A 13,125-nucleotide genomic window follows, 5' to 3' on the forward strand; every position below is an offset into this window, starting at 1 on the left:
CCCCCTCATCATCCGCGGCCTCGCCTTGTCGGTCCTCTCCGGAGGCCGGGCCCCCCGCGCCGGCGGCGGGGGCCCGCCAACCCACAACGGCCCCGTCAGGCCGTACAGCGGATCATCGTCAGGGGCCGGTTCGCGGCGTAGTCCTGCCAGTACTCCTCGCCGAACTCGGCGACGCCGGCCTCCGAGACGTCGAGGCGCACCCACTCGACGCCGGAGAACCCGGCTCCGGCCAGGGTCTTCTCGTACGTCTCCTTCGACGGCACGGTGGCCTCGAAGGACACCGGGGGGTCCAGCAGGGCCGTGAGCCGGATGCCCCTGCCGATCTCGTCGTCCTTGCCCGTCGACTCGCACAGGAACCCGTACTTCTCCAGCGACGGGCCGCCGAAGTCGAACTCCGGGCTCTGCACGAAGAGGAAGAACGAGCCGCCGGGCACGAGGCTGCGCCGGATGTTGGCCATCATCCGCCCGATCTCGGCGACGTCCTGCGCGTAGTTGAAGGCCTGCACGGCCACCGCGAGGTCGAAGGGCTCGTCGAAGGCCCGCAGGGTCGCGGTGTCCCCGACCTCGTACGCGATGCCCAGCGGCTCCGCCGCCTCGAGCGCCGCGGCCGCCTCGACCATCGCCCCCGAGATGTCGAACCCGAGGACCCGGGCCGCGCCGCGGCGGCGCAGCTCGCGGCTGTAGAAGCCGGTCCCGCAGGCGATGTCGAGCACGGACTTTCCGGTCACGTCGCCGACCAGCGCGAGGAAGCCCGGCACCTCGGCGTAGCGGATGATGGGCAGGGTCTTGAAGCCCTCGAAGGCCTCGCCGATCCCGTCGTACAGCTGACCACTCATCGTGGCGTTTCCCCTCGATTCGTGGCGTCGGCTCCCGAAATGAGCCGCGGCCCGTGGAGGAAGTTTCATCCCACGGCCGGGCGGCCCCGTACTGGCAGAAGATCCAAAAGACGGCGCCCCCCGATGTGCGGAGATCCCTCCAATCCGCCCCGCGGACAACGCACTTCACCCACCCGTCGGGTTCCGCTTCCCGCCCCGCCCCGCGGGGCCGGCGCCCGCCTCAAACGTCCACCCCGCCCGTACGCCCCTTCCGCTTCGCGGCGCATTTGGCGGGCGACCCCTGCTGGACGAGAATGGAGGCCGTTCGAGCTCCGGGGGAAAGCGCGATGAGGTTCGGCGTACTCGGTCCGCTGTCGGTGCACGACGATGCGGGCCTTCCCAGACCCGTCGCCCAGCCCAAATCCCGGGCGCTGCTCGCCGCCCTCCTCCTCCAGCCCGGGCAGGTCGTCACCTTCGACTCCGTGATGGGCGCACTGTGGGGGGAGCGCAGGCCCGCCTCGGCGGTCGCCTCCATGCACAACCACATGGCCCGGCTGCGCAAGGACCTCGGCCCCGGCGCCGCGGCCCGGCTGCACACCGTCGGCCAGGCCTTCCGGGTCTCCGTGTCCGAGGGCGAACTCGACAGCGAGGTCTTCGCCGGGCACGGCGGCCGGGCCCTGGAAGCCCTCCGCGCCCAGGACTGGAGCACCGCCGAACGGGAGGCCGGGGCGGCCCTCGCGCTCTGGCGCGGCCTGCCGCTGGCCGACACCCCGCTCGCCGTCGAGCACCCGCAGACCGCCTACCTGGAGGAGCAGCGGCTGCGCGTCCTGGAATGCCGGTACGAGGCCTGCCTCGGCCTGGGCCGGGTCGAGGGCCTCGCCGCCGAACTGGAACTCCTCGTCGCACAGCACCCGCTCCGCGAGACGTACCACCGGCAGCTCATGCTCGTACTCGACCGCACCGGCCGCCAGGCCGAGGCCCTCGCCCGCTTCCACGGCCTGCGTCGGCTGCTCGCGGACGAGCTCGGCGTGGAGCCCGGCCCCGCCGTCCGCCGCGCCCACCAGGAGGTGCTGTCCGGGCGCGGCCGCACCGGCGCCGACGCCCCCCGTCCGGCCGCGGACCCCCGTCCCCCGACCCCCCGTCCCCCGATCTCGCGCCCCGCTCAACTCCCCGCCGCACCCGCCCACTTCGTCGGCCGCAGCGAGGACGTCGAACAGCTCCGCGACGCCCTCCTGCGGGACCGCACCCGGTCGGCCCTGGCCGTGGTCACCGGCATGGCGGGGGTCGGCAAGACCGCCCTCGCCCTGCACACCGCCCAGCAGCTCCAGTCCGCCTTCCCCGACGGGCAGCTCTACCTCAACCTGCACGCGGCCACCCCCGGCGTGTCCCCGCTCGACGCCGCGCAGGCCCTCTCCCTGCTGCTCCAGGGCATGGGCGCGGACCCCCGCACCGTCCCCGCCGACCCCGGGGCCGCCTCGGCGCTCCTGCGCTCAGCCCTCGCCGACAAACGCGTGCTCCTCGTACTCGACGACGTCCCCTCCGCCGGCCGGCTCACCCCCCTGCTGCCCGCCGGGCCGGGCTGCGCCGTGATCGCCACGAGCCGGATCCCGCTCGCGACCCTCGGCGCCGACCGGCACATCCGGCTGGAGCCGCTGTCCCCCGCGATGAGCACCCTGCTGCTGGAGAAGGCCTCGGGGCGCCGCTGGAGCGCCGGGGACTCCGCCCGCGTGGCGCACCTCGCCGAGCTGTGCGGCCGCCTGCCCCTCGCCCTGCGCATCACCGCCGCCCGGCTGGCGACCCGCCGCACCCTCACCGTGGAGGCGCTCGCCGCCCGCCTCACCGCCCACGACGCCCGCCTCGACCACCTCGAACTCGACGACCTCAGCGTCCGCCGCTCCCTGTCCGCCTCCCACGAGGCCCTCGCCACCTCCGACCGGGCCCGCGACCGCGACGCCGCCCTCGCCCTCACCCGCCTCGGCGGACTCGACCTCCCCGAGTACTCCCCGGCCCTGCTGGCCCGGCTCATGGGCGTGGACGAACTCCGCGCCGACCTCGCCCTGGAACGCCTCGCCGAGACCGCCCTCGTCGAGGAGACGCGCGCCGGCCGCTACGGCCCCCACGACCTGGTCCGCGACTTCGCCCGCGAACTGGCCGCCCACCACCCGGACCTGGCCGCCCACCAGGCCCGCGAGGAAGCCGCCCTGGCCTGGTACGTCCACCGGGCCGCCGCATGCGCCCGCCTCCTGCGGCACGGCAGCCCCACCCTCCGCGGGGTCGCCCCTGACCCGGACGGGCCCGCAGCCCCCGACGGGCCCGCAGCCCCCGACGGGTCCGACGGGCTCAACGCGCCCGCCGGCACGGCCGGTTCCGCCGGGTCCGACGAGGGCGGCTTCCGCGATGCCGCAGCAGCCGCCGCCTGGGGCGACGAGGAAGCCGAGAACCTCGTCTTCCTCGCCGGCCGCCCGGACGGCGGCAGGCTCGGCCCCCGGCGCGCCATCGAACTCGTCAGCGTCCTCTCCGCCTACCTCCACGATCGCGGCCTGGTCCAGGAGCGGCGCACCCTCGCCCGCCGCGCCGTCGCCGCCGCCCGCTCGGCCGGCAACCGCGAGGCCGAGACCACCGCCCTGCGCGCCCTGGCCGTCACCCAGTACTCCGACGGCTACCTCAACGAGGCCCTGCTCCTCCTCGACGAGTCCCTTGCCCTGGCCGCCGAACCCACCCCCGCCGCCCGCATGCTCGCCCTCGGCAACAGGGCGGCCTTCCTCAAAGAACTCGGACGGTACGACGAAGCCCGAACCGCACTGCACCAGGCCCTCGCCCTGCGCCCCGAGGACCCGAACGACATGGAGGACTTCCACCGCGCCCTCCTCCTCGGCCACCAGGGCTACGTCAGCGAACCCGACGACCTGCGCCTGGCAGTCTCGTACCACCTCCGCAGCCTGGAGCTCGCGACCAGGATCGGAGCGGACGTGATCCGCCTGGTCGCCCTGTGCAACACCGGCCACTGCCACCTGGCCCTCGGCGAACCCGAGGCCGCCCTGGCCCGCTTCGCCGAGGCCGCCGCCATCACCGCGACCGGCGTCCTGCACTGGAACGCCGAACGCGAGATCCGCATCGGCAGGGCCAGGGCACTGCGCCTGCTCGGCCGGCCCGGGGAGGCCCGCCGCGAGTGCGAGGCCCTCCTCGGCCTCGCCGCCGAACGCGGCGACACCTACACGACCGGGCTCGCGGAACACGAGCACGGCCACGCCCTGCGCGCCTGCGGCGACGAGCGCGCGGCCCGGCAGTCCTGGCGCACCGCCCTGCGCAACCTCGACGGGACCGACGCCCGCATCCTCCCGGAACTCCGCGGCCTCGCCGGGACCCGCCCGGGCCAGGGCCCCGAAGAGCGCCGTGCCACCCCGGAGCACGCCGCCTCGTCGGAGGTCCCGGCCGCCCGCGGCCACGAGGACTACGAGCCGGTGTAGGCGCAAGCCCGCGGGTCGGTACGCCCGTTCGCCCGCATGCCCGTACAGCCGTACGCCCGCGGGTCCTTGCGCCCGTGGGTCCGTACGCCCGCAGGCAGGTCCGCAAGCCCCTCCCGCAACCCGCCGAGGCACGCCCGGCGGGCACCGGCCTGCCCGGACCGGCCCGTTGGAGCCGTGTTGGCGGGCTGTTGGTACGGGTCGACAGAGTGGGCGGCGAGCACCCGGCCAGGGTGCCCACCCGCAGGCGAGACCCGCCCGGGACCCACCCGAGACCCGCCCGAGCCCGCAGACCGCCGGTCCGCACCCGTCCGCCGCCGTCGCCCCGTCCGCCCCCCGGACGGTTCCCGACGGCGCGGCCCGGCCCGGACCGGCCCGGACACCGAGTTGAGGACACCCCACCATGACCCCGGTCACCGAACCGACCCCCGGCCGCCGCACCCTGCTCACCGGAGGCCTCGCCCTGGGCGCCGCCGCCGTGCTGCCCCTCTGGGCGGGGGGCCGGGCCGCGGCAGCCTCCGCCCCGACCATCGTGGACACCGCGGGGTGGGGGGCCAGGCAGCCGAGCAGCCCCGTACGGGTCCTGCCCGTCCCGCCGCAGAAGATCATCGTGCACCACACCGCCACGGCCAACGTCACCGACTACTCGCAGGCACAAGCCGCCAGACTGGCCCGCTCCATGCAGAACTGGGCGATGGACGAACGGCACTGGATCGACACCGGCCAGCACTTCACGGTCTCCCGCGGCGCCCACGTCCTGGAGGGCCGGCACGGCAGCCTCGCCGCCCTCCGCGGCGGCACCCAGACCGTGGAGTCGGCCCACTGCGGCGGCCAGAACACCATCGCCATCGGCATCGAGAACGAGGGCACGTACCGCACGGTCGACCCGCGCAGCGAGCAGTACGCGAAGCTCGTCGAGCTCTGCGCGCACCTCTGCCGCCAGTACGGCCTGCGCGCCTACCAGATCTACGGGCACCGGGACTTCAACGCCACCGAGTGCCCCGGCGACCGCCTGTACGCGCTGCTGCCGCAACTGCGCCGCGACGTCGCCGCCCGCGTCGGCGGGGACCCGGCCGCAACCGTCTGGCCGGTGCTCCGCAGCGGCGACACCGGCCACCGGGTCCGCGCCCTCCAGCACCTGCTGATCCGCCGCGGCGCCGCCATCACCGCCGACGGGAGCTTCGGCCCGGCCACCGAGAAGGCCGTACGGGACTTCCAGACCCTCGTGACCGCCACCTCCGACGGTTACGCAGGCAACCAGACCTGGCACCAGCTCGTCGCCCCCGTGCGCCAGGGGGACTCCGGCGAAGCCGTCAGGGCCGTACAGCTCCTGCTCACGGCCAAGGGCGTGCCGACCGCCGTCGACGGCGCCTTCGGCCCCGGCACCCAGGCCTCGGTCACCGGCTTCCAGAACACGGCCGGGCTCCCGGCCGACGGCACGGCCGACGCCCGCACCTTCAGCCGCCTGCTCGGCTGAACCCGCCCACCCGTCCACTGCCATCCGCCCACCAGAGGAGAAGACCACCGCCATGCCACCGACCACCGCCCTGTCCTTCCGCGCCCTGCGCGCGGCCGTCCCCCTCACGGCGCTCGCCGCATTCGCCGCCCTGCTCCTCCTGGTCGGCCTGGGCGCCCCCGCACAGGCCTTCGGCGGCGCGTTCGTCCCGACCCAGAGCAAGGGCAACCGCGGCACCGACGTCGTAGCCCTCCAGTACCTGCTCAACGGGCAGGGCGCCCAGCTCACCGCCGACGGGGTCTTCGGCGGCGGCACCGACACCGCCGTCCGCTCCTTCCAGACCGCCCGCAGGCTCGACTCCGACGGGATCGTCGGCCCGCAGACCTGGAAGGCGCTGACCCCCACCGTGCGGGAGGGCAGCCGCGGCGAGGCCGTCAAGGCCGTCCAGTACCTGCTGAACGCCAAGCGCGGCGCGGGCCTCGCCGTCGACGGCGCCTTCGGCGCCGGCACCGCCTCGGCCGTCCGCACCTTCCAGAGCCACGCCGGCCTCGGCGCCGACGGTGTCGTCGGCCCCGACACCTGGACCAACCTGCTGTGGCACTACGAGTCCGTCGACTACGGCGCCGGCACCCTCTGCAACCAGAGCCCCGACGGCAACGGCTCCGCCGACTGGGGCACCGCCGCCGCGGTCGCCCAGCTGGAGGCCGCCGCCCGCACCTTCTCCGCCCACGGCCGCGGCAAGGTCCCCGTCGGTGACGTCAGCTTCGAGCACGGCGGCTCCATCTCCGGCCACGCCAGCCACCAGGTCGGCATGGACGCCGACCTGTGGCCGGTGCGCACCGACGCGGCCCAGTGCAGCGGCTCCCGGATCACCTGGCAGTCGGGCGCCTACGACCGCGGAGCGACCCGCGAGCTGGTCAAGGCCCTGCGCGCGGCGGCCCCCGGGCACGTGAAGTTCATCTACTTCAACGACCCCCAGCTGATCGCGGAGGGGCTGACGATCCAGTACCCCAACCACGACAACCACCTGCACATCCGGTACTGCGAGCCGGTCCACCCGAACGCCTCCTACCGGTGCTGAGCAGCGGCAACGGCATCGGCAGCACGAACAAGAGCAGGCACAGGGAAGAGGAACAGGAAGAAGACGTGACGAAAAGACACCCGGGCGCAGTGGCCGCCCTCATCGCCACCCTGCTGGCCGCGCTCGCCGCCGGCCTGCTCTCCGCGGCCCCGGCCCTCGCCGCCGACTGGCCCCTCGTCCGCAAGGGCGAATCCGGCCCCCAGGTCACCACCGTCCAGCACCTGCTGGCCGCCCGCGGCCACGCCACCGGCGCCGACGGCGCCTTCGGGGACGGCACCGAGGCCAAGGTCAAGAGCTTCCAGAGCGCCGTCGGCCTGTCCCCGGTGGACGGCATCGTCGGCCCCAACACCTGGTCGAAGCTCATCAGCACCGTCCGCAAGGGCGACAACGGCTCCGCGGTCAAGGCCGTGCAGACCCAGCTCAACCGGTACGGCTCGGGCCTCGCCGTCGACGGCGCCTTCGGGGACGGCACCGAGGCCAAGGTCAAGAGCTTCCAGTCCGCCAAGGGCCTGTCCCCGGTCGACGGGATCGTCGGCCCGAACACCTGGCGCGCCCTGGTCGCCGGCTCGGGCGGCGGCGGTGGCGGCGGCGAGATCCTCACCCACGCCCAGGCGACCGCCGTCTTCAGCGCCGGCAGCATCTCCTGGACCTCCTCCGGAAACTGCTCCAACCGCAACAGCAGCAACTGCACCTCGTTCGACGGCCTGCGCCGCACCTCCGCCGACGGCGCCGTCGCCCTGCGCCGGGCGAGCGGCTGCGCCCTGACGATCACCGGCGGTACGGAGACCGGGCACGCGGGCGGCACGTACAGCCACTGGAACGGGTACAAGCTGGACTTCGCCCTGACCCCCTGCCTGACCGGCTACGTCACCCGGAACTTCCGGCTCGCGGGGACCCGCCCCAGCGACCAGGCCCCGCTCTACGAGTCGCCCTCGGGCAACATCTACGCCCAGGAGAGTAACCACTGGGACGTGGCCTTCCTCAGCTGACCGGACGACCGGACGACCGGACGACCGGACGACCGGACGACCGGACCGACGGGGGACGGCCGGCGGCAGCGACCACCGCTGCCGCCGGCCGCGGTCGCAGGTGGGAGCCCCGGGCAATAAATGATTTGTCCGATTCCGACGTTTCGCGGACGATGATCCCTCGTGAGTACCCCCCGCCGCATCGCCGCCCTCCTCCCCGATCTGACCCCCTGGCACTCCAGCCGTGACTTCCGGCTGCTGTTCTGGCAGGGCACGGTCACCTTCTTCGGCTCCTTCATGGCGATGATCGCCCTGCCGCTCCAGATCAAGCACCTCACCGACTCCCCGCTGGCGGTGGGCGCGATGGGTGCCGTGGAGCTGGTCCCGATGGTCGTCTGCGGGCTCTACGGCGGAGCGCTCGCGGACGCCGTGGACCGGCGGCGGCTGATCCTGCTCACCGAAGCCGCACTCGGCGCCCTGGCACTGATCCTGCTGGTCAACGCGATGCTGCCGGACCCGCTCCTGTGGCCGCTGTACGTGGTCGCCGCCGGGGTCTCCGGCCTCGCGGGCCTCCAGCGGCCCGCCCTCGACTCCCTGATGGCCCGGATCGTGCCCCACGACCAGATGACGGCCGCCGCCGCCCTGAACTCCCTGCGCTACAACATCGGCGCCATCGCCGCCCCCTCCCTGGCCGGCGTGGTCGTCGCGTACGCGGGCTACGCCTCGGCGTACGCGGTCACGGTGGTCGGCTTCGCGGCCTCCGTCCTGCTCTGCACCCGGCTGGCGCCCGCACCCCCCGTGCACGGCGCCGAACGGCCCTCGCTGCGCTCCATAGCCGAAGGCGCCCGCTACGCGTGGAGCAGGCCGGTCCTGCTCGGCACGTACGCCGTGGACCTCGCCGCGATGTTCTTCGCCTTCCCGAACACGATCTTCCCCTTCCTCGCGGACGAGCTGGACGCCGTCTGGGCGCTGGGCCTGATGTACGCGGCGGGTGCGGTCGGCTCCCTCCTGCTGGGCCTGACCAGCGGCTGGACCTCCCGCGTCCACCGGCACGGACTGCTGGTGATCGGCGGGGCGGGCGTCTGGGGCCTGGCCGTGGCGGCGGCGGGCTGGACCGGCAGCATCTGGGTGGTGCTGGCCTGCCTGGCCGTGGCGGGCGCGGGCGACATGCTCAGCGGCCTCGGCCGCGCCACGATCTGGAACCAGACCATCCCCGAGGAGCTGCGCGGCCGCCTCGCCGGCATCGAGGTCCTCTCGTACAGCGTCGGCCCGCAGCTCGGCCAGGTCCGGGCGGGCTCGATGGCGGGCTGGACGGGTACGCGCTCCGCGTTCTGGACCGGCGGCGTGGCCTGCGTGGCCTCGGTCGCCATCCTGTCCGCGCTGCTCCCGAAGCTGTTCACGTACGACGCCCGCACCGACGAGGACGCCGTCCGCCGCCGCGCCGCCCGCGAGCCCGCCGACCCGGCCCCGGCGGCCTGACGGGGGCCGGGCGGGGGCGGTTCCGTCCGTACGTACGCAGGTACCTGCGTACGTACGGACCTGCTAGGAGTCCGCGACGGGGGAGAGGACGGCGGGCGCGGTCCCCTCCAGGACGAAGCCGCTGTCCAGCCGGACCCGGACCGTCACCCGCTCCCGGTCCGCCTCGAAGGTCCGCCAGGCGGGCTCCAGAGCGGCGACCTCCTCCTCCAGCCGCCCCCGGCTGGCGGCGGGCATCTGCGCCCCGAAGTCCTCCAGCAGGGACTTCAGGCGGAGGAACTCGCCCACGGCCTTGTCGGGCTGCCGCTCGTGGGCGTCCACCCGCTCGACGGTTCCGCGGGTCCCCGCCGCCAGGGCCAGCGATCCCACCACGGCCCCGGCCCCGTCTCCGGCCGCGTCCCCGTGACCGTCCGCCTCCCCGCAGCCTTCCCCGCCCGCCACGGTGACCGGACCGGCGAGCCCGAGCTCGACCGCCAGTTCCACCCTCTGCCCCACCGCGAACCCCATGGTCCTCTTCCCCGGTCCTCGTCCGACGTGCCGCCCCGCCGGGCGGCGCGTCCCTGCATCCCGCCATTATCGGCCGCCCGGCCGGAGCCCCGGGGACCGGCCGCTCAGAACACGTCGGTCGCGTACCGCCCCGCCGCCCGCATCCCGTCCAGCCACCGCGCCCCGTCCGCGTCCCCGGACCCGATCCGGCCCAGCACCTCCTCGACCGCGGGCCCCATGCCCCCGGCGTCCCCGCACACGTACACGTGCGCACCCCGGCCGAGCAGCTCGCGGACCCGGTCCCGCTCCTCCCACAGCCGGTCCTGGACGTAGCGGATCCCCTCACCACCGGTGTCCGGGCCCCCGCCGCCCAGCCGCGAGTACGCGCGGTGGACCTCCAGCCGCCCCGCGGCCACGTGCTCCGCGAACTCCTCCGCGTACAGGTCGTCCCACTCCGGGTGCCGGCAGCCGAAGAACAGCACCGTCGGACCGGTGGCCCGGCCCTGCGCCGCCGCGGCCATCCGCGCCCGCACGAACCCGCGGAACGGCGCGATCCCCGACCCGGAAGCGATCATGACGGCCGGTACCGACGGGTCCGCCGGGGGCCGGAAGGTCTCCGGGGGAGAGGTCACGGCCACGGTGAGCCGGTCCCCGGGCCGGGTCCGGCGCAGCAGGTCGGAGGCGGCGCCCCGGAAGACGCCCCGGCCGGAGCGGGCCGGGCCCTCCAGCACCGACACCGTCAGCGCCGCCGTGTCCTGCTCCTCGGCGGCCGAGCTGATCGAGTACGCGCGGGCCCGCGGCGCGGGCAGCAGCTCCAGCAGCAGCGCGAGGTCGGCCCGGCAGGAGGCGAACCGCTCCAGCAGGTCCAGGACGCTGAGCCGGGGCCGCAGCACCCCGTCCGCGTGCCCCTCGCCCGCCAGCCGCTCCAGCTCGGCGCGCTCCGGCGGGCAGGGGGTGTGCGCGGCCAGCCGGGCCACGGCGCCCGCGGAGGCGGGGGCCGACAGGTCGACGTACCGGGTCAGCAGGTCGTCCAGCCGCAGCGGGCGGCCGATCGGCAGCCGCCCCGCGGGGGCATGCGACTCGACGGTGCAGACCCGCCCGGCGGGCAGGCCCAGCCGGTCCAGCAGCCGCGTCACCAGCTCCGGGTGGTTCTCGGGCAGGACCGACAGGTAGTCGCCCGTGCAGTACGAGGCCCCCGCGGGCAGCCGGACCTCCAGGTGCCGCTTGGAGCCCGCGCCGGGCTCCCGCACCAGCTCGCGGTTCTCCAGCACCACGGCGGTCCCGGTCCCGGCGCCGCCCTCCTCGTCCCCGCCCGCCGCCTCGACCACCCGGAAGCGGGGGCCGGCCGTCGCCATCTCGGTGATCCCGTAGGTCTCGGCGAGCTGCGGCCACAGGGGCTCGTACCAGCGCTGCCAGTCCCCGTGGAAGTCGGTACGGGCGTCCGTGGCGCCCCGCTCGCGGATCCGCCGCGCGCCCGCCGCGGCCATCGCCTCGTCGACGAGGGTGGGCACGCGCTGGTAGGTGGCGGCCCAGTCGAGGCTGCCGCAGCCCAGCACCAGGTAGTCCACACCGGAGAGGTCGGGGGCCTCCTCCGTCAGCCAGGACACGAAGCGGCGGGCGTTGTCCGGCGGGGAGCCGTTGTAGGTGGAGGTGACGATCAGCACCGCGCCCTCGGCGGGCAGCCGGCCCGCGTACTCGTCGAGCGGGGCCGCGGTGGTGCGCCAGCCGCGGGCCGCGCCGTCCCCGGCGACCGTGCGGGCCAGGGCCTCGCCGCCGCCCCCGTTCGACCCGTACAGCACGAGCAGGGGGGTGCCGTGGCCGGGCGCGGCCGGGGCGTCCTGCCGGCCGTCCCCGGGTGCGGCGGCTGCGGGTACGGGTACGGCCTCCGGTACGGGCGCGGGTGCCTGCCGCCGCCGGGCCCGTACGGCCAGCCCCGCCGGCTTCACCGTCAGCGTCTCGTGGACCGTCAACTCGTAGTTGGGATCGGCCAGTTCGAGATCGAAGCGCTGGAGGACCATCGCCAGGACGAGGACCGCCTCCTGGAGGGCGAACGGCCGCCCGATGCAGGCGCGCGCCCCGTGCCCGAAGGGCATCCACGCGTACGCCGGGATCTCCGCCATCCGCTCCGGCGCGAACCGGTCGGGGTCGAACTCCTCCGGGTCCGGCCACACCGCCGGATCCCGGTGCAGCGCGGGCAGGTTGACGAGTACCGACTCGCCCGCCCGGACGGCGTACCCGCCCAGCGTGGTGTCCCCGTCCGGGGCCAGCGCGAAGCCCGGCGCGGTCGGGTGCAGCCGCAGGGTCTCGCGCAGCACCTGCCCCAGGTAGCCGAGCCCCGCCAGGTCCTCGAACCGCGGGGTCCGCCCGCCCAGCACCCCGTCCACGGTCTCCTTCGCCCGGCGCAGCACCTCCGGGCGGGTCAGCAGGGCGTGCACCGCGAAGGACAGCAGCCCGGAGGTGGTCTCGTGGCCCGCGATCAGGAAGGTCGCCAGCTGGTAGCGGACGTTCTCCTCCGGCAGCACGGCCCCCGTCACCGGGTCCGCCGCCGTCAGCATCCGCTCCAGCAGGTCGTCCGGGCGCTCCCCGGCGGGCTGCGCCCGGCGCGCGGCGATGATCTCGCCGGTGATGCGCCGCATCGTCTCCAGGTCCTCGCGGTAGCGGCTGTTGGTCCGCAGCAGGAAGGGCTGGAGGCCCGGCAGCCGCTCGCTGCGCGCCCCGGCCTCGGTGAGGCTGCGGACCATCGCGCCGACGAAGGGGTGCATCTCCTCCGAGTAGAAGGAGTTGAGGCGGACGCCGAAGGCGCACAGGGCGATGGTGTCGAGGGTCAGCCGGGTCATGTCGTCGGCCACGTCGATCCGCGCACCGGGCCCGAACCGCTCCCAGCGCGTCAGCATCTGGTCGGCGATGTCGAGCATCGCGGGGAAGTAGTCGCGCATCGCGCCCGGCCCGAAGGCGGGCATCAGCAGCCGGTGGGCCACGGCCCAGTTCGGCTCGTCGCCGTACGCGGTGAACAGCCCGTCGCCGGCGAAGTCCCGTACCTCCTCCAGGGCGGCGTGCACGGACTTGCGCCAGTGCGGACCGGCGCACATCTCGGCGACCAGCTCGTGCGAGGACACGAAGACCTGGCGCTCGCCGTTGATGGTCAGGGCGAAGATCCCGCCGTACTCGCGGTGGAAGGAGTCGAGGAACTCGTCGCTGCTCCCGTCCGGGGCGGTCAGCAGCTCGGGCAGGTTGCCGAGGAGGGGCAGCGGGCGGGGGCCGGGCAGCGGCAGGCCCCCGGGGGTGGCGGTGGTGGAGGCGGCAGCGGGGGAGTGCGTGGCGGACATGGGTACTCCTTCGGGAAGGGACGTGGCGGGGGGAGGGGCGGGGGCGGTCATGC

Annotated in this window: 8 protein-coding genes and 1 pseudogene; 6 read left to right on the top strand and 3 right to left on the bottom strand. The window is 75.1% G+C overall.

Translation table 11 applies throughout. From position 1 onward, the window contains the following. Positions 1-95: 95 nt before the first annotated feature. Entirely contained in the window at positions 96-836 is a 741-nt protein-coding gene (locus ACZ7JZ_RS18895) for a class I SAM-dependent methyltransferase (protein WP_470940438.1), read from the bottom strand. A gap of 326 nt (positions 837-1,162) precedes the next feature. On the opposite strand from ACZ7JZ_RS18895, the gene ACZ7JZ_RS18900 reads away from it, so the two are divergent. The 6 genes and pseudogenes from ACZ7JZ_RS18900 (at position 1,163) to ACZ7JZ_RS18925 (ending at position 9,263) form a co-directional block, all read left to right on the top strand. After that, entirely contained in the window at positions 1,163-4,282 is a 3,120-nt protein-coding gene (locus ACZ7JZ_RS18900) for an AfsR/SARP family transcriptional regulator (RefSeq protein ID WP_470940441.1), read from the top strand. Positions 4,283-4,682: 400 nt separating this feature from the next. Further along, positions 4,683-5,756 (top strand): peptidoglycan recognition protein family protein, encoded by a 1,074-nt coding sequence (locus ACZ7JZ_RS18905; protein WP_470940444.1) that lies wholly within the window; start codon positions 4,683-4,685, stop codon positions 5,754-5,756. 52 nt (positions 5,757-5,808) lie between these two features. After that, positions 5,809-6,816, top strand: coding sequence for a peptidoglycan-binding domain-containing protein (locus tag ACZ7JZ_RS18910; RefSeq protein ID WP_470940446.1), 1,008 nt, complete (start codon positions 5,809-5,811; stop codon positions 6,814-6,816). Positions 6,817-6,905: 89 nt separating this feature from the next. Then, positions 6,906-7,166 (top strand): annotated as a pseudogene (locus tag ACZ7JZ_RS18915) (peptidoglycan-binding domain-containing protein); the annotation flags it as partial. A gap of 57 nt (positions 7,167-7,223) precedes the next feature. Beyond that, a complete protein-coding gene (locus tag ACZ7JZ_RS18920; protein WP_470940673.1) occupies positions 7,224-7,805 on the top strand; it encodes a peptidoglycan-binding domain-containing protein in 582 nt (193 codons plus the stop codon). A 162-nt stretch (positions 7,806-7,967) separates the two neighbouring features. Beyond that, positions 7,968-9,263 carry an MFS transporter gene (locus tag ACZ7JZ_RS18925; protein ID WP_470940448.1) on the top strand — a complete coding sequence of 432 codons (1,296 nt, stop codon included), beginning with the start codon at positions 7,968-7,970 and terminating at the stop codon, positions 9,261-9,263. Between the two features lie 63 nt (positions 9,264-9,326). Here ACZ7JZ_RS18925 and ACZ7JZ_RS18930 read toward each other — a convergent pair whose 3' ends face one another. Continuing rightward, positions 9,327-9,767: a hypothetical protein gene (locus ACZ7JZ_RS18930; protein ID WP_470940451.1), complete on the bottom strand. Its 441-nt coding sequence runs from the start codon at positions 9,765-9,767 to the stop codon at positions 9,327-9,329. Positions 9,768-9,871: 104 nt separating this feature from the next. Beyond that, complete coding sequence (locus ACZ7JZ_RS18935) at positions 9,872-13,072, bottom strand: bifunctional cytochrome P450/NADPH--P450 reductase (protein WP_470940454.1); 3,201 nt, start codon at positions 13,070-13,072, stop codon at positions 9,872-9,874. Positions 13,073-13,125 lie beyond the last annotated feature (53 nt).

The sequence above is a fragment of the Streptomyces sp. NPDC038213 genome (genome assembly GCF_055600495.1).

Coding starts and splice junctions, on each gene's coding strand:
- ACZ7JZ_RS18895 (WP_470940438.1), bottom strand. CDS start 836: ATGAGTGGTCAGCTGTACGACGGGATCGGCGAGGCCTTCGAGGGCTTC.
- ACZ7JZ_RS18900 (WP_470940441.1), top strand. CDS start 1,163: ATGAGGTTCGGCGTACTCGGTCCGCTGTCGGTGCACGACGATGCGGGC.
- ACZ7JZ_RS18905 (WP_470940444.1), top strand. CDS start 4,683: ATGACCCCGGTCACCGAACCGACCCCCGGCCGCCGCACCCTGCTCACC.
- ACZ7JZ_RS18910 (WP_470940446.1), top strand. CDS start 5,809: ATGCCACCGACCACCGCCCTGTCCTTCCGCGCCCTGCGCGCGGCCGTC.
- ACZ7JZ_RS18930 (WP_470940451.1), bottom strand. CDS start 9,767: ATGGGGTTCGCGGTGGGGCAGAGGGTGGAACTGGCGGTCGAGCTCGGG.
- ACZ7JZ_RS18935 (WP_470940454.1), bottom strand. CDS start 13,072: ATGTCCGCCACGCACTCCCCCGCTGCCGCCTCCACCACCGCCACCCCC.